Genomic DNA, 20,454 nt, shown 5'->3' on the forward strand with positions numbered 1-20,454 from the left:
AGAAATATGAAAGCAATTGATGCAAGTAAGCTCCAACAAATGGTCATTGGAGCCTATAAATATTTAGAAGAAAATAAGTCTCTTGTAGACGAATTAAATGTATTCCCAGTTCCAGATGGTGATACTGGTACAAATATGAACATGACCATGAAATCTGGTGTTGACAAAGTTAATCAAACAAGTGGTTTAAGCGTTGAAGAAATTGCAAAAGCCTTAAGCCAAGGTACTCTTATGGGGGCCAGAGGTAACTCAGGTGTTATTTTATCCCAACTAGTAAGGGGTATGTCCAAAGCCCTAAAGGGTAAGGATGAAATAGGGGCAGTGGAGGTAAGAGATACCTTCAAAAATGCCGCAAAAACTGCCTATAGGGCTGTAATGCAGCCTACAGAAGGTACTATCCTTACTGTTGCTAGAAAGATGGCTGAAAAGGCTGAAGAAGCTTTTGATGAAGCTAAGGACCTTGATGATTATCTTATGGAAATTATTACTGAGGGTCAAATAGCCCTTGATAATACACCTAAACAGTTACCAGTTCTTAAAGAAGCTGGAGTAGTAGACTCAGGTGGTCAAGGTTTAATTTTCCTCCTTAGAGGAGCTCTTAATGCTCTTAATGGGGATATAGATAGAGATATAGACCTATCTTCTAATGAAAATGTGGAAGAAGGATCCTACAAGATAAAATTTGAACTTTTAATAAAAGAAGATGAATTTGAAAATATAAGTGATTCTATAGACTCTCTTTCTACTAACTTTGATTATGAATTTGACGATGGCCATCTAAAGGCAGAAGCACGTTCAGAGCATCCTCAACAAATTATTTCTAAACTTTTAGTAGATGGTACTTTAGCTAAACTAGAAATTGAAAATACAAATCCTGACTTAGAAGTTAGTAAGGTAAAAGGAGAAAATCTCAAAAAATATGGATTTATATCTGTATCTAGGGGTGAAGGCTTTGATGAAATCTTAAAATCTATGAATATAGATAAGATTATCTCTGGTGGCCAAACTATGAACCCATCTACAGAAGATATTTATAAAAATATTGAAGAAGTAAATGCAGAAAATATTATTATATTCCCTAATAATAAAAATATAATTATGTCTTCTAAACAAGCTTGTGAATTAACTGATAAAAATGCCATGGTTTTAGAAACAAGGTCAATACCAGAAACTTTCACAGCCATGCTAGAATTTGACGAAGATAAGGATATTGAAGAAAATATCGAAAATATGGCAGAATCTATAGAAGATATGCACACAGTAGAAGTATCTATTTCTATAAGGGACACTAGTGTAAATAATATCGAAATAAAAAAAGATGATTATATCGGTATCCTAGATGGAGATATTGTTGCAACAAGGTCAAATATAGAAGAGACAGCTAAACAAGCAATTAAGAATGCCATCGATGAGGATGATGATATATCCTTAGTAACCATATACTATGGTGAGAAAGCTGATAAGAGAAGGGCAAAAGATCTTGTCAAAAAACTTTCTAAGGAATTTAAAGATATAGATGTTGAGCTAGTTTACGGCGGCCAGCCAGTATATTATTACCAAGCCACCCTTGAGTAAAGAAGTAACAAGTTTAAAGGGTATTGGCCCTAAAAAAGCCAAGGCCCTGGCTAAGCTTGATATTTATACAACTAGTGATTTATATTCCTATTATCCAAGAGAATACGAAGATAGGAGAGTTAAGGCTACCGTCTTAAAAGCTAAGGCATCTAGGTCTTATTATTTTGAGTGGAAGGCTATATCTAAAGCCTATGTTAAAAGACTAAAAAACATGACTATATCTTATATGTACTTTGCCGAAGGTAATTTTAAGAAAATCAGGGTTGTTTGGTTTAATGACAGATTTTCTATAAGAAAGATTAAGCTAAATAAGACATATAAGTTTTATACTAAGGTTAGTTATAAAAATGGATTTTATGAAGCAGTTAACCCTACATTTGAAAGTCTAGATGGGGATACAATAGGTGGAATTTATTCTATTTATCCTCTAACAGCAGGTATTAGTCAAAAAAACCTATCATCTTTTATAAAAGAGGCTCTAAAAGATTTTGACCCTAGGGAAGAAATACTAGCTAGTGACATAAAGGATAAGTTTGCTCTTATGGATAGGGAAAAGGCCCTAAGAGTGATTCATTTTCCTAGGGATATCGATACCTTATTTAAGGCCAAGGCTGATATTAAGATAGGAGACTTATTAAAAGAGTTAATTTTTTTAGATTATGTTGGTAGAATTAAGAGACCTAGGCAAGATATAAGTCTAAGCTATGATCTAGAAGAAATACTAGCGCATCTTGAATTTTCTTTGACTAGATCACAATTAAGATCGCTTAAAGAAATATTAGAAGATTCGTCTAAAAATATGTCTATGAATAGGCTGTTAATAGGTGACGTTGGATCAGGCAAGACCATAGTAGCTTTTATTGCTATGGTAGTTTTTGCCAAAAATTCTTACCAATCAGCAATGATGGTGCCTACAGAAGTCCTCGCTATCCAACAATATGAAAAGTATAAGGAATTTATAGAAAGTTTTGGTTTTAGCCTGGCACTATTAACAGGGTCTAGTAAAAATAAACTTGATATAAAACAAGGTCTTAAAGATGGCTCCATAGGTATGGTAGTGGGAACCCATGCCCTTATCGAGGAAGATGTTATATTTAAGAATTTAAGGTTTGTTATAAATGATGAACAACATAGGTTTGGAGTTAGACAAAGGCAAGAATTTGCAAGAAAAGGGATAAACACAAATTATCTTACAATGACTGCCACACCCATACCAAGGACCTTAAGTCTTAGGATAAATAAGATGCTAGATCTAAGCGTTATTGATGAACTACCCAAGGGTAGGGCAGAAGTTTTTACCGATATTATAAATGAAGATCATCAAGAGATTTTATTTGAAAATATAAAAACCAACTTAGATAGCGATAGACAGGTATATGTTGTTACGACAAATATAGACGCTGAAGATACTAATTCTGTAGAAAACCTTTATAAAAAATATAAGCAAATTTTTAAAACTTATAAAGTTGCAAAACTACATGGTAAGCTAAGGGCAAGTGATAAGGAAGAAATTTTAACTAAGTTTAATAACCATGAAATTGATATATTAATCTCAACTACCGTCATAGAAGTGGGGATAGATGTTGCAAATGCCAATACAATGGTTATTTATAACGCAAATAATTTTGGCCTATCTCAACTTCACCAACTTAGAGGTAGGGTTGGTAGGGGAGTATATGACTCTTACTGCTATCTTGTTAGCAGGGATACTAATTCCAATAGTAAATTAAAAATTTTAGTAGATTCTAACGATGGTTTTATAATTTCACAAAAAGACTATGAATTAAGAGGTGGAGGGAAAATTTTATCCCTTATTCAACATGGTAAGAATCTGTCAGAGATAGAATATTTAAAGATGACCGAAGAAGAAACAGATAAGACCTTTGAGATTTTCGATTATTTAAAAAAAGATTCATACAAGGGTGTGAACCTTGATTTTATAAGAGATTATTTTGATGAAGATAAGGATATTATTTTAAATTAATGAAAGTAGTAGCAGGAAAATATAAGGGCTTTAATCTATTAAGTCCTAAGTCAAAAACATCCAGACCAACAGATAACAAGGTAAAAGAAGCAATATTTGATATGCTTTATCCTTTTAAATACGAATTTAAAGCCTTAGACCTATTTGCAGGAACAGGGCAGATGGGTATTGAGTTTTTATCAAGGGGAGCAAAAGAAGTTTATTTCAATGAAAAAAACTATTCAAATTTTGCTATCCTTAATAAAAACTTAAATAAGGTTGGCAGAGATGGAGCCATTACATATAAAAAAGACTTTATAAGGTGTTTGAAAGATTTATATGGAGAAGATAAAAAATTTGATTATATATTTTTAGACCCACCCTATGAGACGGATTTTATAGATAAGGCCCTGTTTTGTATTATAGAATATGATTTATTAAGTGAAGACGGTATAGTTATTACTGAATCAAGTATGGATATAGATTTTTCTGAAAAATATGATTTACATATTTTAAAAGATAAGTCTTATGGAAGGAAATTTATTAAATTTTATAGAAAATGAAAGTGATTTATCCAGGTAGCTTCGATCCGATTACCCAAGGACATATGGATATTATAAAAAGACTAAGAAGTATGTTTGATGAGGTAATCGTAGCTATATTAAACAATGAAAATAAGAGCTCTCTATTTACTGTCGAAGAGAGAAAAGACATAATAGAAGAAGCAATTGAAGAAGAAAAGTTAACTAACATAACAATTCATTCGTTTGACGGCCTGTTAGTAAATTTTGCCAAAGATATGGATGTAAAATTGATAGCTAGAGGCCTAAGAGGAGTGACAGACTATGAGTATGAAAAAAATATTGCAAGGGTCAACTCTACTTTATATGAAGGATTTGAAACAATCTTTCTTTTAAGTAATCCTGCATATTCATTTGTAAGCTCAAGTGGTGTTAGAGAGATAGCAGCATTTAAAGGCGATGTATCAGCGTTTGTAAGTCCGAGCGTTGAGAAGAAAATTAAAGAAAAATTTAATTATTAGGAGGAAAAATGGCGAATAAAATTACTGATCTTATTCTTGAGATGGAAGATATAATGGACGAGGCAAGCTCTGTACCTTTTTCAAAAAAAATTGCTGTAGATCCAGATGAGATTTATGAAATTTTAAATGAGATGAAAGACAACCTACCAGAAGAAATTAAGCAAGCTCAATGGGTTACAGATGAGAAAGAAAGAATCTTATCTGAAGCAACTAGTGAAGCTGATAGTAGGTTAAGTCAAGTAGAAGGTGAGATTAAAAACTTCAAAGAGCAAGCTAAAAGTCAGTTCCAAAAAATGGTTAGTGAACATGAGATTACCCAACAAGCTAGAAATGAAGCTGATAAAATTTTACAAGAAGCAGCTGCTGAAGCTAAGCAAATCAGAAGCCAATCTTACGACTATGTCGATAGATTATTTTCAAGCTCAGCTGAAAACTTTGGTAAACTTGCCCAACAACTTGAGCAAAATAAAAACAAAATTTTAGAAAATAAATAAAAAATTAGACCTATCAATCGATAGGTCTATTATTGTGGGTAAAATCGTAATCCAGATTCCTACCTATGCCAAGGCTATAGAGATTAGAGGCCTCCACCATTTTCTTATAGATTTCCAAGTTTTGTTTATTTAATGTGCTAGCGTCTTTTTTATTTATTACAATATCTAGGTTTCCTTTGATTTTTTTAAAGAGACTTGTTGATTTTTTATTATAGGCTAAAATCTTTATAAAGTCTATATCGATATCATTTAAAGAAGAGTCATTATTTAAGATATAAGATAGAACATGTCTTTTAATCCTCGATCTTGTGTACCTTTGGGAAGAGGCTTGATCTAGAAAAGACTTATAAGAAGAATTAACTTTAGCAAGTTTTTTTAAATAGTTATCAAGTCCTTGTTCATATCCTAAAATATTTTCCATGGGTGATTTTTCTATAAATAGTTTATATTTAAAAATATTATATATATAATTTTCATCAAAAGCTTTATAGTTATTAAGAAAATAAGTTAAAGCCTGGTAGGATGAAAGAGGTATAAGGTTTTTTATATTAGAATCCAAATTATTTCTTATAGCAGTTGATGATGCATAAGTCTTATCTTTTATGACCAGGTCTTTATTCTTTGTTTTAATTCTTTTTATTGGATAGGGTTGTATCTTTGATCTTAATTTATAGATTGCTTTTATATATTCTAGGGCTAAGATATTATTGCTTGATAAAAAGTCTTCTCCTACATAGGAAGCAAGGAGTAGGCTTGATGCCTTGGGGTAGGATAGACCTTTATCAAGCAAGGTTTTTATATCCTCATCTATTGATTTTTGATTTTTAATAATTTTATTTACATCATTTAAGAATTCATCGGGATTAATATTTTCAATACCAAAAACTAAATAATCAATATCGATTTTATCAAGGATGGCGACTGATTTTAGGGCGAAAAATTCAGCTGATTGAAGAGATATAAAATTTGGCATTTCTATAACCAAATCAAGCCCGTTATTAAGAGCCGTCTTAGCTCTAGAATACTTATCTATTATGGCTGCTTCACCTCTTTGAACAAAGTCTCCGCTCATAATTGAAACAGATAAGTCAGTTTTTAGTTCATTTTTTGCTTTTTCAATTAAATATTTGTGCCCATTATGTAAGGGATTAAATTCTGCAATAATTCCTAAACTTTTCATAAAATACCTCTAATAGTTTCTAACATTATACTAATTTTAAACAAAATATGCATTAAGTAGAAAAAATTATGTAAGAAGTTCTACTAGTTTGAATAAAATTTTCAATTAAGGGGCTTATATGGTATAATAATTGAAGAAATATAACTAGGAGGAATTATGATTTCAGCAAATGATTTAAGAAAAGGTGTAACTTTTGTCTATGATAATGATGTATATCAAGTAGTAGATTTCCAACACGTTAAACCAGGTAAGGGAGCTGCTTTCGTAAGAGCGAAAATCAGATCTGTTATGAACGGGGGGGCAAAAGATGTTACTTTTAACCCTAATGAAAAATTTGAAAATGCGATTATCTCTACAAAAGAAATGCAATATTTATACAATGATGGACAACTATATTACTTCATGGATCCGGAAACTTTCGAGCAAATTGGGATAGAAGAAGAAAACGTAAGAGATGCCATTATCTATGTTAGAGAAAATGATGCTGTATTAATCAAATTTTATGAGGGTAAACCATTCTCAATTGATCCACCAAACTTTGTAGAATTAAAGGTAGAAAAAACAGAACCAGGTATCAAGGGAGATACAGCTACAAATGTTACAAAACCAGCAACTGTAGAAACAGGAGCAGTTATAAATGTACCTATATTTATAAATGAAGGTGATGTAATTAAAATTGATACTAGAAGTGGCGAATACCTATCAAGAGCTTAGGAGCAATAAATGTCAAGAAAATTCAAAGACGGTTCAGTAAAAATTGCTGACGAGGTTATAGATCAGATAGCTATCCAAGCAGCAAATGATATTTATGGTGTCTATGAAGAGAACTCTGACGAGAGTTTTATTCATTCACTTCAGGCAAAAACTATTAAAACATCTATTAAAAATGTTGCTGGCAATTTAGTTATAGATTTAGATCTTTCTCTGGATAAAAATGTAAATGTCAGAAAAACAGTTAAAAAAATCCAAGAAAATGTTAAAAATGTAGTTGAAACTATGACTGGTCTTCATGTTAGTAAAGTTAATGTAAATATTAATAAATTAGAAATCTAATGAAAAGAACAGACCAAAGAGAATGGGTGTTTAAACTCATATTTCAAGATACAATCAATAAAATTGAAGATTCAAAAGAGATTTTAGTAAATCATAAGCTAAGTGATGATGAAAAGTTTATACTCGATTCTATTAATTCTTATAAGAAAAATTTTGATAAGATTGATGAAAAATTAGCAGCTAACATGCCAAAAGGCATGCCTAAACTTAGCAAGGTTATAAAATCTATAATTTACTTATCTATAAATGAAATTTATTTTTTGGATATACCCGTTTCTGTGTCTATCAATGAGGCAGTAAATTTAGCTAAGAAATTTTCTGGAGATGACGATTACAAGATAGTAAATCTAATTTTGGGCAATATCGTAAGAAATGATAATAAATGAGAAGACCTTTAAGTGTAAAGCAATTTAACGAATATATAAAATCAAATATTAAGCATGACCCTATCTTTCAAAGGGTAAACTTATCAGGAGAGCTTTGCAATGTTAGGATAAATAATTACCACCTCTATTTTTCCCTAAAAGAAGGAAGCGATATTATAGATGCTGTAATTTATTATTATGAAGATAAGGATATAAGCTTTGACTTTAGCCCTGGTAAGGAAGTTATTATCAGGGGCAACCTTTCTTTTAATAATTACTCGTCAAGGCTTATTATAGTTGCAAATGAAATAGAAGATGTGGGTCTATCTAAGCAATATTTAGAGTTTCTTAAGATGCAAGAGGAATTTAAAGAAAAAGGTTTTTTTGACAGAGAAAACAAAAAGGAGATTCCTAAACTTGTTAAGACTATAGGTCTAATTACTTCTAAAGAGGGAGCTGCTATCGTAGATTTCCTTGCTATGATAAATAGTAAGCCCAATAATATACATATATATTTAGACCCAGTTAAGGTTCAAGGAAATGATGCTGAGGATATGATATCTGAAGCTATTAAAAGACTAGATAAGCTAAATTTAGACGTGATAGTCATCACTAGGGGTGGTGGTTCAAATGAAAATTTATCAAGTTTTAACAAAAGAAAAATAATAGAAGCAGTATTTGAAGCTAAAGCTCCTATTATCTCAGCTATAGGACACAATATTGATACAAATTTAATTGATTATACAAGTGATTTAAGTCTGCAAACTCCAACAGAAGCAGGAACTTATCTTATAGATTCTTATACAGACTATGATAAGTATCTTACAGATAAATTTATGAGGGTAAGAAATTCTATATTAAATAAGATAGAAATGACTACACTCAGTCTTAGCCTAATAGAGGCTAAACTATCAAATTCGTCACCACAAAAGCTTATAGAGAGTAAAGAAAGTGAACTAAAATCATTAAATAAGTCTTTAGATAAGGCTATGGTAGACGCTCTGTCCTACAACGAAACTAGGAAGAAAAACTTAACCTATAAATTTTCCTATGTGGAAAAGTTAATTGATATGAGAAAAAAACAAATTGAGATAAGGGCTGGTGGAGAGAGTATATACTCAGCTCATAGCTTGAGAAGAGATGATGAGATTGAATTAGTGTTTAGTGATGGAAGTTTAAAGGCGAGGATAATAGATGGATAAGTCATTTGAAGATCAGTATAAAAAAATAGAAGAAATCTTAGATAAAATTGAAAATAATAAAGAAAATCTGGACGAATCAATAAAATTATTTGATGAAGCAAAAAAAATGTATAAGAATCTAGAAGATAAACTCAAAGACTATAGGGCTAAGGTGGAAGTTATAAAAAATGATGAATGAAGAAAAGTTTTTAGCAATTCTAAAAGAAGACAAAGATATAATAGATAGGGAAGTTAAATCTTATTTTAATCCAATAAATAAACTAGAAGAAGCCATGGCTTATGCCACAGGTGGGGGTAAGAGGATAAGGGCTTTTCTGTATCTCGAAACTAAGAAAATGTTTTCACAAGAAATAACTGAAAATGATTATAAATTAGCCTTAGTTATAGAGTTTATCCACGCCTACTCTTTAGTTCACGATGATCTACCAGCCATGGATGATGATGATTATAGGAGGGGTAAAGAAAGTGTACATAAAAAATTTGGTGAAGACATTGGAATTCTCACTGGAGATGCCCTTTTAAATGAGGCTTGCCTTATACTTTTTGACCTTGGCATAGAAAATGAGTCTTATTTAAAGGCAGGGTCTTATATACTAAATAAAGCTTCAAGGTTTGGTATGATAAAAGGTCAGGTTTTAGACCTTTATAGAGATAAGACTTATGATGTGGCTTATCTTTTAAATGTTTATAAGAAAAAGACTTCTGATTTATTTAAAGCTAGTTGCCTAGCTGCTGCTATTGTCGAAAATCAAAATCAAGAGAAATGTTCAAATATTGAAAAATTTGCAGAAAACTTAGGTCTGGCTTTTCAAATTCAAGATGATTTGTTAGAAGATACCTTCACAGATGAATTAAACATTTTAAATGTTATGAAAAAAAAGGAAGCTAATATTTTATTGGATGAAGTAAATAAGAAAGCCAAGGATGCTATAAAAGATTTTGAAAAGAATGAAGTGTTGACTTATTTAATAGATTACCTATCAAGTCGAAGTTATTAGGGGAAATTATGAAAAAATATACTAGACAAAGATTAATATTAGATATTATTCAAAATAATGATGTCAGAACTCAAAGCCAACTTTCCGAAATTCTTAAAAACCAAGGGGTAAATGCTACCCAAGCTACTATATCAAGGGATATTAAAGAATTAAGGATTTCCAAGGTTCAAAGTGATGATTATGAATACAAATATACGGTAGTAGATGCCGTTTACGATACGCTTACTGAAAGGATAGAAAAAATATTCAAGGAAGCTGTACTTTCAGTTGAGAAATCTGCCCAACTTATTGTTATAAAGACTATTTCTTATTGTGCTACAGTATGTGGCCAGTATATTACCAATGCTAAATTAGAAAATGTCGGCGGTATAGTTACAGGTATAGATACAATTTTTATAACACCTAAGGATTTTGAATCAATCGATGAGCTTGTTGAAGAGATTAGGAACCTTGTTAAATAATGCTTGCTGAGGTTTATATAGATAATTTTATTATTATTAAAAAAGACCATATCTTCTTTGAGGATAAGTTCAATGTACTTACAGGTGAGACAGGATCAGGTAAGTCTATAATCCTTGAGGCTATAAACCTTCTTTTAGGAAAAAGAGCTAGTAAGGATGTTATAGGTAATTTTAAGGATAAAACTATAATAGAGGCAGTCTTTATCCTTAATAACAAATCAATTAGGAAACTTGAGAATCTCGGTATAAGTTTTGACGATGATAAACTAATTGTAACAAGATATATTAGTAAGGGATCATCTAGCATAAGGATAAATGGCAGATTATCAAATTTAAATATTTTAAGAGAAATAAGTGATGATTTGATAGACATATATAAGCAGGGTGATTCTAATATTTATATGAACAAGGCTAATTATATAGACCTTATAGACTCCTATCAAAATGATAAGGAAAGTAAAAAACTAAGGGAAAATCTTTCTAAACTTTCTAAACAAAAAAGTGACTATCTTAAGAGATATAAGGATTTTGACCTATCTGATGAAGAGCTAAGCAGGGAAAGAGACTTGGTTAATTATCAGATAGATGAAATCGATAGTGTAGATCTTTTTAATATTGACGAGGAAGAGTTAGAAAGTGAATATAAGAGGCTAAGCAATGTCGAAAGTCTAAAAGATGGATACTATAAGATGCTTGAATATATAGATTCAAGCGATTTTGATATGCCTTCAACAAGTAAACTTCTTAATGAGAGTGCATCAATTATAGCGGGTTTTGTAGATATAGATAAGAAATCACAAGACTTATACAATAGACTTATATCCCTATCTGATGAGCTTGATGATATCTACTCAGAGGCTAATTCTTATGTGGATTTCTTAACTACCGATCCAGAAAAATTAGAGACCCTAGAAGAATTAAATAAAAAGATTTTTGACCTAAAAAGAAAATATGGCAATAATATAGAAGATATCAAAGCCTATTATGAAAAGATGAAAGAAAGGCTTAATGAATTAGATCAGATAGATAATTTAAGAAGTAACCTAACAAGTATTTTAGCAGAAATAGATGAGAAAATGCTAAAGTTTGCTGAGGCTATTCATGAAATTAGGATAGGGAAAATTAAAAGCTTAGAGAAGTCTCTTAATAAAGAAATAGTGGAATTAAATATAAAAAATGGTAAGTTTAAAGTCGACCTTACTAGAAAAGAAAATATCGATAAAGCAGGTTTTGATGATATAGATTTTCTTATTAGAACTAATAAGGGAGATAATCTCACATCCCTAACAAAGACTGCTTCAGGGGGAGAAATATCAAGAATTATGCTTGCCTTTAAAGAAGTATTTGCAAGCTTTGATGATATGGATACTATGATATTTGATGAGATTGACACAGGCATAAGTGGGAGAACTGCACAAATAGTTGGGGAGAAAATCTTAGACCTATCAAAGAAAAGACAAGTGATAGCTATAAGCCACCTTCCTCAGATAGCATCTCTTGCTAATAACCACATACTTATAAGCAAGGAGGATGATGGTGATTTTACTGTCTCAAGTTCTAAAAATATTGATGGTGAAGATAGAACTCTTGAAATAGCAAGACTAATTGGTGGGGTCGATATTACTGATACTACTATTAAATCAGCCAGAGAGATATTAAAAATGGCGGAGGATCTAAGAAATGAATGAAGAAAAATTTTATGAAAAAACTATAAAGTCTGATACTATTTACGATGGTAAAATACTTAAGTTGAGAGTCGACACCGTAGAACTTGAAAATAAAAGATATTCAAAAAGAGAAATAGTGGACCACCAAAAAGGTGTAGGCATCATAGCCTTTGATGGTGATAATAAACTTTGGATGGTAAGTCAATACAGAAAGGCAATCGATAAGGTAACCTTAGAAATACCAGCAGGTCTAGTTGATCCTGGCGAACTTCCTATAGAAACTGCTAAAAGAGAATTACAAGAAGAGGTAGGATTTTACCCAGAAAAAATAAGCTACCTATTTGACATGCATGCCTCTCCAGGGTTTACCAACGATAAGTTATCTTTTTTTGTGGCAGAAGATTTAAAAGAATCTAAGCTTGAGCAAGATGAAGATGAGAATGTTGAAAGTAAATCTTATCCAGTAGAAGAACTCTATCAGATGGTTGAAAACGGTGAAATCACAGACGCTAAGACAATAATAGCTATTTTCTATGCTTTAAGAAGGCTAAATGAAGCTTAATATTAAGCTAGATGACTTTGAGGGTCCCTTTGACTTACTTCTCAAGTTAATTGATAGGGAAAAGATAGATATCTACGATGTAAAAATTGAAGAAATTACTAATCCGTTTTTAACAGAGATGGCTAAGATGGATATTGATATATCAATGCTATCTGAGTTTATTTATACTTCTTCTATTCTTTTAACTATTAAGGCTAATAAATTATTACCAAAGCCAGAAAATGAGAATTTAGAAGAAGATTTTCTTGCCTACCTTATTGAATATAAGAAGATAAAGTCAGTTCAAGATGATTTTAAAATCTTAGAAGAAGAGGCTAGGAAAATACATGCCAAATACCAGGAAGATCTTTCAGTTTTTCAAAAAGAAGATTTAGTACTAAACCAAGATGTAGATATTTTATCTAGGGAATTTTCAAAACTAATTAAAAGGCTCGATAAAGAAAAAAAGAGTGAGGAAAAAATTTTTGAACAAGTAAGGATGCCAGATGTTAATTCCTATTTAATTAGTCTTAGAAAAACCTTGAATTTCTCAAAAGAACTTAAGCTTGTAGATATAACAAGGAGAATCAATTCAAAGGCTGAGTGCATAGCTACCTTTCTAGCCTTGCTAGAATTGGTCAGACTAAATGAAATATATTTAAAACAAGAAGAAATAAATTCATTTAAGATTTTTAAGAGGGTTTGATTATGGATAAGTACCTAAAGGGTCTTGTAGAAGAAGTCCTATATATATGGGCAGATCCTATAGATATAGACGAAATAAGTAAGATTTTATATGATTTTAAAAAAGCTGATATAAGAAAATGCCTAGAAGAAATGGTTGATGAAAGAAAAGAATTAGATAGTGGACTTATTATAAGAAATTTTAATAATTCTTATCAATTCACAACAAGAAAGGCAAGTGATAAGTATTTTGAATCCTTGCTTTCAAAATCTGACAAAAAACTTACTAATTCAACACTAGAGACCTTATCGATAATAGCCTATAAGCAGCCAATAACAAGAGTTGAGATAGATAAAATTAGGGGAGTAAATTCACAATCAACTATTGATTCTCTCTTAGAAAAAAAATTAATTATTGAAAAAGGAAGGCTTGATAAGATAGGTAAACCCATTATCTATGGTACCACCGATGCTTTTTTAAAGTATTTTAACTTAAATACTTTAGAAGACTTGCCTGAAATTAGGATTGATCAAAATGAGGATAAATAAATACATAGCTCACTCAGGCTATACTTCTAGGCGTAAGGCAGATGATTTAATTTACGAGTCTAGAGTGAAAGTAAATGGAAAGATAATAAGTGAGCCAGGCTATAAAGTTAAGGATGGAGATAGGGTAGAAGTAGATGGAAAGCTACTTTCTCTAGAAGAGAAGTTTTATATAAAACTATATAAACCCGTTGGTTTTATTACATCAAACTTTGATCCATTTAACGAAAAAGATTTAAATGACCTAGTTGACATAAACCAAAGATTTTTTGCTGCAGGAAGGCTTGATAAGGATAGCGAAGGACTACTTATCATAACTAATGACGGAGAGTTTACCAATAACTTAACTCATCCAAAGTTTAAACTTGATAAAGAATATATAGTAAAAATTGATAGAGGACTTAACAAAGCTCAAGAAAAAGTCTTCGAAAAAGGTCTAGATATAGGTAGGGGCGAGAAGACATCTGATGCTAAGCTAACCTACCTAGGAGATAGGACCTATAGAGTAAATATCCACCAAGGTTATAACAGACAGATAAGAAGGATGTTTAAGGTTCTTGGTGCTGAAGTTATTAGTCTAAAGCGAATAAGGATTGGAAAAATAAAACTAGCAGACCTTAAGAAAAAAGAGTACAGATATTTTAATGATGAAGAATTAAAATTTGTTGATGAAATTAGAAGATAGGCGACTATCTTTTTTTGTGGGATAAATATGAAAAAAATTGGAATAATTGGTGCCGGACCTGCTGGTCTTATGGCGGCTATCAGTGCAAAAAATGAAAATAACCAAATAATTATATTTGAAGGGAATGAAAGTATAGGGAAAAAACTATTAATGACCGGTGGAGGTAGGTGTAATATTACAAATACAGCCTACTTTGAAGATTTCCTAGATAATGTTGTAAGAAATAAAAAGTTTATGTACTCTGCCTTCACTAGTTTTGATAACTACTCCCTAATTGATTATTTAAACATAAATGGCATAGAAACAATTGTCGAAGAAGATGGCAGAGTTTTCCCTAAGTCTCAAAAAGCAAGTGACTTTGTTGACTTTTTCCATAGTCAATTAAGGCAAAAAACTATTAACTTAAAAACCAGTGTGAAAATAGAGAAAGTTTACAAGGATAAACTTTTTTATCTAACTGATCAAAAGGGCAAAACTTATAGTTTTGATTACCTAATAGTTGCTACAGGAGGTAGGTCATATCCACAGACAGGCTCAAATGGCAATGGTTATAAAATTGCAAGTAAGCTTGGTCACAATATAATAAAACCGGAGCCTGTCCTTGTACCTATTTTTATAAAAAATAAATTGAATTTAAGGGCCCAATCCTTTAAAGGTGTAGAGATTCTCATAGATTTAGGTAAGGAAAGTCAAACCATTTGTGGAGATATACTTATGAATACAAACTTTTTAACTGGACCAGCTGCTTTAAAAGCAAGTTCTTTTATAAGGGGTAAGGATATTAAAGCTCTTGCTATAGATTTTTTGCCTAAGCAAACCTATAATGATTTAGAAGAAAAGATATTAAATGACATTAAAGAAAACCCAAAAAAATCTGTAGGAAATGCTTTGAAAAATCTAATAAATTCATCTTTATTAGATGAAATATTAGCCTTATCCAAGATAGATATAAATAAAAAATCAAGCGAATTAAGTAAAGATGAAAGAAAAAACATTATTGGGAAAATTAAAAGATTTTCTTTAGACTTTGACCACCTAGGGTCTTTTGAATCAGCAGTCGTAACTAGGGGAGGAGTCGATATAAAGGAGATAAATCCTCAAAGCATGGAATCTAAACTCGTAGATGGTTTATTTTTTGTAGGAGAAATTTTGGATATAGATAGTTTGACTGGAGGCTATAATTTACAAACTTATCTTTCAACAGCCTACCAGGCTGGAAGCTTTATTAAGGAGAAAAAATGACATACATTATTGCAATTGATGGGCCAAGTGGATCTGGCAAATCAACCATATCACAAATATTAGCAGACAAATTAAAGATCGAATACCTAAATACTGGTCTAATGTACAGGGCTGTTACTAAATACTTTTTAGAGAAGGCTTGCAATGAAGAAAGCTCAGATCAAGTTCTAAAAAAATTACTAGAGGAAATCACTATTGACTTTAAGGATAACAGGTTATTTTTAAACAAAATTGATGTCACTGATGAACTAAGAAATGATGACGTAACAGCAAATGTATCTTGGGTTTCAGCAAGGACATTTGTTAGAGAAAAAATGGTTGATTTACAAAGAAAAATTGCTGAGGATACATCTTTTATCCTAGACGGTAGAGATATAGGAAGTGTAGTTTTTCCAGATGCTAAGTATAAATTTTACCTAACAGCTTCAGCTCTTACTAGGGCCAAAAGGCGTTTTGACCAAGGTGAATCAGATATGAATATAGAAGACATTGAAAAGGCTATAATTAAAAGAGATAATTATGACTCTAATAGAAAGGTTGCCCCTCTAAAGGTAGCAGATGGAGCGATAGTTATAGATAGTTCAGACCTTTCTATAGATCAAACAGTAGAAAAAATTCTTTCCTATATGGAGCATACAGATGTTTTATAGGGTAGTAGCAGCAATTCTTAGAGTTTTATTTTTTCCATTTTTTAGGATTAGGGTTCATGGTAGGGAAAATATCCCAGATAAATCAGATATCATAGTATGTGCCAACCACTGGTCAAACTTAGATCCTATCTTTCTAGCCATATCCCTACCAATTAAATTCAAATTTATGGCGAAAAAAGAACTTTTTGAAATCTCTATTTTAAAAAATATCCTAAAAGCTTTGGGAGCCTTCCCTATAAACCGCCAAGGATCTGACCTAAAATCCTTAAGATATGCTATAGGACTAATAAAGGACGGTGAGACTTTAGGAATTTTTCCAGAAGGAACTAGGGTTAAGGAAATCTCTAGAGATAATATGCATGAAGGGGTAGGCTTTATTGCCCTTAAGGCAAAGGCTGATATTCTACCTATAGAGATAAAAACCTCTTATAAGATTTTTTCTAGGGTTGATATTTATGTAAAAAATCCAATAGAAATTGAAAAATATGCAGGTATAAAAAATAAGGTAGCTATGAATCAAATTAGTGATGAAATTTTTGAAAAAATTTATGAAAATACAAATATTTTAGAAAGGGAAGCAAATGCAAATAATTGAAGCAGAAAATTCAGGTTTTTGTTTTGGAGTCAAAAGAAGTGTAGACCTAGCTGAAAAAGCTTTGGATAGTGGAAAAAAAGTATATAGTTTAGGCCCTCTAATCCATAACCCACAATTAGTAGATAGTTTAGAAAAGAGAGGCTTAAGTGTTATTGACCATGAACAAGCCCTAAACATCAAAGATAGCCTTATAGTAATAAGGGCTCACGGAGAGAGAAAAGACTTCAAAGATAAGCTTATTGAAAATGGTAATGAGCTTGTAGATGCAACATGTCCTGTCCTAAATAATATATATAAAAAAATTGTAGAAAAGGAAAATGAAGGCTATCAGGTCATAATTGTTGGTGATAAAACACATCCAGAAATAATTGCTATGGACTCTTGCATAAATAATGGTATAGTTATAACAGATGAGACTGAAGCAAAAAATATTAAGAATTACAATAAGCTGTATGTAGTAAGCCAAACTACTAACAGATTAGAGTTTTTTAGAAATATTGCTAACAAGTTAGAAGAAAATAATGATAGTGTAGTAATAGAAAACACAATCTGCAATGCAACTAAATTAAGGCAAGACTCTGCAAAAAAACTTGCAAGTCAAGTGGATTGCATGATTGTAGTTGGTGGTTTTAATAGTTCTAATACAAACAAGCTATATCAAGTAGCTAGTTTGTGTTGTAAAAATGTTTTAAGGATTGAAACTGTTAAAGATCTACCTTTGCAAAATCTCTCTAAATTTAAAAAATTAGGAATAATCGCAGGAGCGTCTACGCCTGAGTCGATTATCGAGGAGGTAGTAAGTAGTATGGATGAATTCACAAAAGAAGAATTTATGAACAGTCTGGAGAATAGTTTAAGGAAGATTTACCCAAAAGAGGTAATCACAGGTACAGTAATCAACGTAAAAGATGATGAGGTATTTGTTGACATCCAATATCGTGCAGACGGTATTGTTAAACTAGACGAAATGACTGAAGAGGAACAACAAGATCCTAAAAACAATTTCGAAGTTGGTAATGATATAGATGTATATGTTATCAAACTTGATGACGGTGAAGGTAATGTTTCCCTTTCTACAAGAAGAGTAGAAGGAATGAAAGTTTGGAAAGAACTAGCTGAAAAATACGAAAGTGAAGAACTAGTTCATGGTAAAGTTACAGGCTTTAACAAGGGTGGCCTTAACGTAGAAGTAGAAGGTGTTAATGGTTTCATACCAGCAAGCCAAATTGCAACATACTTCGTTAAAAATTTAAAGAAATTCGTTGGTGAAGAATGGGATCTTAAGATCATCAGCATCGATGAAAGAAAAAATAGACTAGTTTTATCTAGAAAAGATGTTTTAGAAGCTGAACTAGATGACCTTTGGGAAGAGCTTGAAGAAGGTCAAGTAATAAAGGGTAAAGTTGCAAGACTTACTGACTTTGGTGCTTTCGTAGAAGTAAACGGACTTGACGGCTTACTTCACGTATCTGACATTGCATGGACAAGAGTAGAACATCCTTCAGATGTTTTAAATGTTGGAGATGAAATTGAAGTTAAGATTCTAAAACTTAATAAAGAGAAAAACAGAATATCTCTTGGACGTAAACAACTTCTTGAAAAACCATTTGAGAAATTTGCCGGTGAACACGCAGTTGGCGATGTTGTAGAAGGTAAGGTAGTAAACCTACTTGACTTTGGTGCTTTTGTTGAAGTAGCAGATGGTGTTGAAGGTCTAGTACACGTTTCTGAAATTTCATGGGAACACGTAGAAAAACCATCAGACGAACTAACTGTAGGTGATACAATCGAAGTTAAGATTATCTCAATCGATAAAGATGAAGAAAAAGTTGGTCTTTCAATCAAAGCACTTAAAGAAGCACCAGAAAGAGCTGAGAGAAAGCCAAGAAGACAAGTTAGAAATAACGATAGACCAAGAAGAAAAGTTGAAAGAGATAACTCAAGAGCATTCGGAGATGATGCTCTAAATAACAACCTTGGAGATATGCTTGCACAAGCCCTATCTGAACAAGGAGATGGTTTATTAGATTCTATCGATGAAGACGCAGAATAAACTAATAAATAAAAGGGGATGACTTAGCTCATCTCTTTTTTTACTTAAGGAGTAGTATGGTAAATAAAAAATTAGAAAAATACCAAGATTATTTTAAGGGTAAGACTTACAATATAACAACCTTTGGCTGTCAGATGAATGAGCATGATTCTGAAAGAATTTCTTATATCTTAGAAGATTTGGGATATACCTATGAGGAAGATAGGAAAAAGGCAGATTTTATCTTATTTAATACCTGCCTAGTTAGAGAAAATGCAGAACTAAAATTATATGGACAAGTTTCATCCTTAAAGAAGATCAAACAGGATCATCCAGAAAAGATTATCGCTGTATCAGGTTGCATGATGCAAACTGAAGTAGCTAGACAAGTTATAATTGATAAACATAGGGAAGTTGATATAATTTTTGGAACTAAGAATATAAACTCCCTAGCAGATTTGATTTTTAGGTATCTTGAAACTGGAGAGAGAGTTGTAGATATATCTACTGATGATGTCAAGGACGATTTTGTAAAATACAATACGCCTAATCACTTCCAAGCCTATGTAAATATCATGACAGGTTGTGACAATTTTTGCTCTTACTGTATAGTTCCAGAATCAAGAGGCAGAGAAGAATCTAGAAGACCTTCTTCTATTATAGAGGAAGTCGAATATTTGGTAAATAATGGTTACAAAGAAATAACCTTATTAGGACAGAATGTAAATTCTTACGGTAATAAGGCTGACTTTAAACATACTTTTCCAGAACTTTTAGAAAAAGTTGCTCAAATTCCAAACCTTAAAAGACTTAGGTTTACCACAAGTCACCCAAAAGATCTATCTGATGAATTAATCCAGGTTATTAAGAGAAATGACAATATTTGTAAGTACTTCCACTTACCTTTACAATCCGGATCTGATAAGGTCTTAAAAGACATGAACCGTAAATATACTCAGGAGAAATATCTTGAAAGAGCACGCAAACTGAAAGATGAAATTCCAGAAATTGCCATATCTACAGATATAATTGTGGGTTATCCTACAGAAACTGAGGAAGACTTCAAAGAAACACTAAAGGTTTGTGAAGAGGTAGGTTATGATACAGCTTTTACCTTTAAATACTCACCAAGACCAAAGACAAGGGCTGCAAAATTAACACCTATAGCTGATGATATAGTACAAGATAGGTTTGATAGACTCCTAGATGTCTTATATCCAATCTTTTATGAAAAAAATAAAACATATATAGGTAAAACTGTAGAAGTACTACTAGAATCAGAAAGTAAAAATAATCTTGAAGTCTTAACTGGTAGGACCGATGATTATAAATTAGTCCATGTAAGAGCAGATAAAAGCCTTATTGGAGAGCTTGTAAGGGTAAAGATAACAGATAATACATCATTTACCATATCTGGTGACCTAGTAGAATAATATTTCCCAGCATTGCTGGGATTTTTTATTTAAATGAAAAGCTTTG

Annotated in this window: 23 protein-coding genes; 22 read left to right on the forward strand and 1 reads right to left on the reverse strand. The window is 31.6% G+C overall.

What is annotated here, in order from left to right; all coding sequences use genetic code 11:
- The first annotated feature begins 6 nt into the window (after positions 1-6).
- The 5 genes from Q0410_RS03550 to Q0410_RS03570 are packed head-to-tail and all read left to right on the forward strand — an operon-like array spanning position 7 to position 5,074.
- On the forward strand, positions 7-1,575 hold the full coding sequence (locus Q0410_RS03550) for a DAK2 domain-containing protein (protein WP_299032880.1): 1,569 nt from the start codon (positions 7-9) through the stop codon (positions 1,573-1,575).
- Positions 1,568-3,559: an ATP-dependent DNA helicase RecG gene (locus Q0410_RS03555; protein ID WP_299032881.1), complete on the forward strand. Its 1,992-nt coding sequence runs from the start codon at positions 1,568-1,570 to the stop codon at positions 3,557-3,559. The genes Q0410_RS03550 and Q0410_RS03555 overlap by 8 nt, the downstream gene beginning before the upstream one ends.
- On the forward strand, positions 3,559-4,101 hold the full coding sequence (rsmD, locus tag Q0410_RS03560; protein WP_299032883.1) for a 16S rRNA (guanine(966)-N(2))-methyltransferase RsmD: 543 nt from the start codon (positions 3,559-3,561) through the stop codon (positions 4,099-4,101). Before Q0410_RS03555 ends, rsmD begins: the two co-directional genes overlap by 1 nt.
- On the forward strand, positions 4,098-4,580 hold the full coding sequence (gene coaD / locus Q0410_RS03565; RefSeq protein WP_299032885.1) for a pantetheine-phosphate adenylyltransferase: 483 nt from the start codon (positions 4,098-4,100) through the stop codon (positions 4,578-4,580). The genes rsmD and coaD overlap by 4 nt, the downstream gene beginning before the upstream one ends.
- Before the next feature lie 8 nt (positions 4,581-4,588).
- Positions 4,589-5,074, forward strand: a complete 486-nt coding sequence (locus tag Q0410_RS03570; RefSeq protein ID WP_299032887.1) for an ATPase — start codon at positions 4,589-4,591, stop codon at positions 5,072-5,074.
- A gap of 13 nt (positions 5,075-5,087) precedes the next feature.
- Here the strand turns inward: Q0410_RS03570 and Q0410_RS03575 are convergent, their stop codons facing one another.
- Positions 5,088-6,254, reverse strand: coding sequence for a nucleotidyltransferase family protein (locus Q0410_RS03575; protein ID WP_299032889.1), 1,167 nt, complete (start codon positions 6,252-6,254; stop codon positions 5,088-5,090).
- Between the two features lie 156 nt (positions 6,255-6,410).
- Here Q0410_RS03575 and efp point away from each other — a divergent pair, with 156 nt between their 5' ends.
- From efp to miaB, 17 genes are read left to right on the forward strand one after another with little or no spacing between them, the layout of a single operon-like run.
- Positions 6,411-6,968, forward strand: a complete 558-nt coding sequence (gene efp, locus Q0410_RS03580; RefSeq protein WP_299032891.1) for an elongation factor P — start codon at positions 6,411-6,413, stop codon at positions 6,966-6,968.
- A gap of 9 nt (positions 6,969-6,977) precedes the next feature.
- On the forward strand, positions 6,978-7,307 hold the full coding sequence (locus tag Q0410_RS03585) for an Asp23/Gls24 family envelope stress response protein (RefSeq protein ID WP_299032893.1): 330 nt from the start codon (positions 6,978-6,980) through the stop codon (positions 7,305-7,307).
- Positions 7,307-7,693: a transcription antitermination factor NusB gene (locus Q0410_RS03590; protein ID WP_299032895.1), complete on the forward strand. Its 387-nt coding sequence runs from the start codon at positions 7,307-7,309 to the stop codon at positions 7,691-7,693. Before Q0410_RS03585 ends, Q0410_RS03590 begins: the two co-directional genes overlap by 1 nt.
- Positions 7,690-8,874, forward strand: coding sequence for an exodeoxyribonuclease VII large subunit (gene xseA / locus Q0410_RS03595; protein WP_299032896.1), 1,185 nt, complete (start codon positions 7,690-7,692; stop codon positions 8,872-8,874). The genes Q0410_RS03590 and xseA overlap by 4 nt, the downstream gene beginning before the upstream one ends.
- Entirely contained in the window at positions 8,867-9,052 is a 186-nt protein-coding gene (gene xseB / locus Q0410_RS03600) for an exodeoxyribonuclease VII small subunit (protein ID WP_299032898.1), read from the forward strand. Before xseA ends, xseB begins: the two co-directional genes overlap by 8 nt.
- Positions 9,042-9,872 (forward strand): polyprenyl synthetase family protein, encoded by an 831-nt coding sequence (locus Q0410_RS03605; RefSeq protein ID WP_299032900.1) that lies wholly within the window; start codon positions 9,042-9,044, stop codon positions 9,870-9,872. The genes xseB and Q0410_RS03605 overlap by 11 nt, the downstream gene beginning before the upstream one ends.
- Positions 9,873-9,880: 8 nt before the next feature.
- Positions 9,881-10,333 (forward strand): arginine repressor, encoded by a 453-nt coding sequence (locus Q0410_RS03610; protein WP_299032901.1) that lies wholly within the window; start codon positions 9,881-9,883, stop codon positions 10,331-10,333.
- Positions 10,333-12,021, forward strand: a complete 1,689-nt coding sequence (gene recN / locus Q0410_RS03615) for a DNA repair protein RecN (RefSeq protein WP_299032903.1) — start codon at positions 10,333-10,335, stop codon at positions 12,019-12,021. The genes Q0410_RS03610 and recN overlap by 1 nt, the downstream gene beginning before the upstream one ends.
- A complete protein-coding gene (locus tag Q0410_RS03620) occupies positions 12,014-12,562 on the forward strand; it encodes an NUDIX hydrolase (RefSeq protein WP_299032905.1) in 549 nt (182 codons plus the stop codon). Before recN ends, Q0410_RS03620 begins: the two co-directional genes overlap by 8 nt.
- Positions 12,552-13,247: a ScpA family protein gene (locus Q0410_RS03625; RefSeq protein ID WP_299032907.1), complete on the forward strand. Its 696-nt coding sequence runs from the start codon at positions 12,552-12,554 to the stop codon at positions 13,245-13,247. The genes Q0410_RS03620 and Q0410_RS03625 overlap by 11 nt, the downstream gene beginning before the upstream one ends.
- Positions 13,248-13,249: 2 nt before the next feature.
- A complete protein-coding gene (scpB, locus tag Q0410_RS03630; RefSeq protein ID WP_299032909.1) occupies positions 13,250-13,774 on the forward strand; it encodes an SMC-Scp complex subunit ScpB in 525 nt (174 codons plus the stop codon).
- Positions 13,761-14,456, forward strand: coding sequence for a pseudouridine synthase (locus tag Q0410_RS03635; RefSeq protein ID WP_299032910.1), 696 nt, complete (start codon positions 13,761-13,763; stop codon positions 14,454-14,456). Before scpB ends, Q0410_RS03635 begins: the two co-directional genes overlap by 14 nt.
- Positions 14,457-14,483: 27 nt before the next feature.
- The gene (locus Q0410_RS03640) at positions 14,484-15,698 is read left to right on the forward strand and encodes an NAD(P)/FAD-dependent oxidoreductase (protein WP_299032912.1); all 1,215 of its coding nucleotides are present in this window, start codon (positions 14,484-14,486) and stop codon (positions 15,696-15,698) included.
- Positions 15,695-16,348, forward strand: a complete 654-nt coding sequence (gene cmk, locus Q0410_RS03645) for a (d)CMP kinase (RefSeq protein ID WP_299032914.1) — start codon at positions 15,695-15,697, stop codon at positions 16,346-16,348. The genes Q0410_RS03640 and cmk overlap by 4 nt, the downstream gene beginning before the upstream one ends.
- Entirely contained in the window at positions 16,338-16,943 is a 606-nt protein-coding gene (locus Q0410_RS03650; protein WP_299032916.1) for a 1-acyl-sn-glycerol-3-phosphate acyltransferase, read from the forward strand. The genes cmk and Q0410_RS03650 overlap by 11 nt, the downstream gene beginning before the upstream one ends.
- Positions 16,930-18,996 carry a bifunctional 4-hydroxy-3-methylbut-2-enyl diphosphate reductase/30S ribosomal protein S1 gene (locus tag Q0410_RS03655; protein ID WP_299032918.1) on the forward strand — a complete coding sequence of 689 codons (2,067 nt, stop codon included), beginning with the start codon at positions 16,930-16,932 and terminating at the stop codon, positions 18,994-18,996. The genes Q0410_RS03650 and Q0410_RS03655 overlap by 14 nt, the downstream gene beginning before the upstream one ends.
- Positions 18,997-19,052: 56 nt before the next feature.
- Positions 19,053-20,408: a tRNA (N6-isopentenyl adenosine(37)-C2)-methylthiotransferase MiaB gene (gene miaB / locus Q0410_RS03660; protein ID WP_299032921.1), complete on the forward strand. Its 1,356-nt coding sequence runs from the start codon at positions 19,053-19,055 to the stop codon at positions 20,406-20,408.
- The last annotated feature ends 46 nt before the right edge of the window (positions 20,409-20,454 follow it).

Origin of the sequence: uncultured Anaerococcus sp., assembly GCF_937934665.1 — a bacterium.
Classification (GTDB): Bacteria; Bacillota; Clostridia; order Tissierellales; family Peptoniphilaceae; genus Anaerococcus.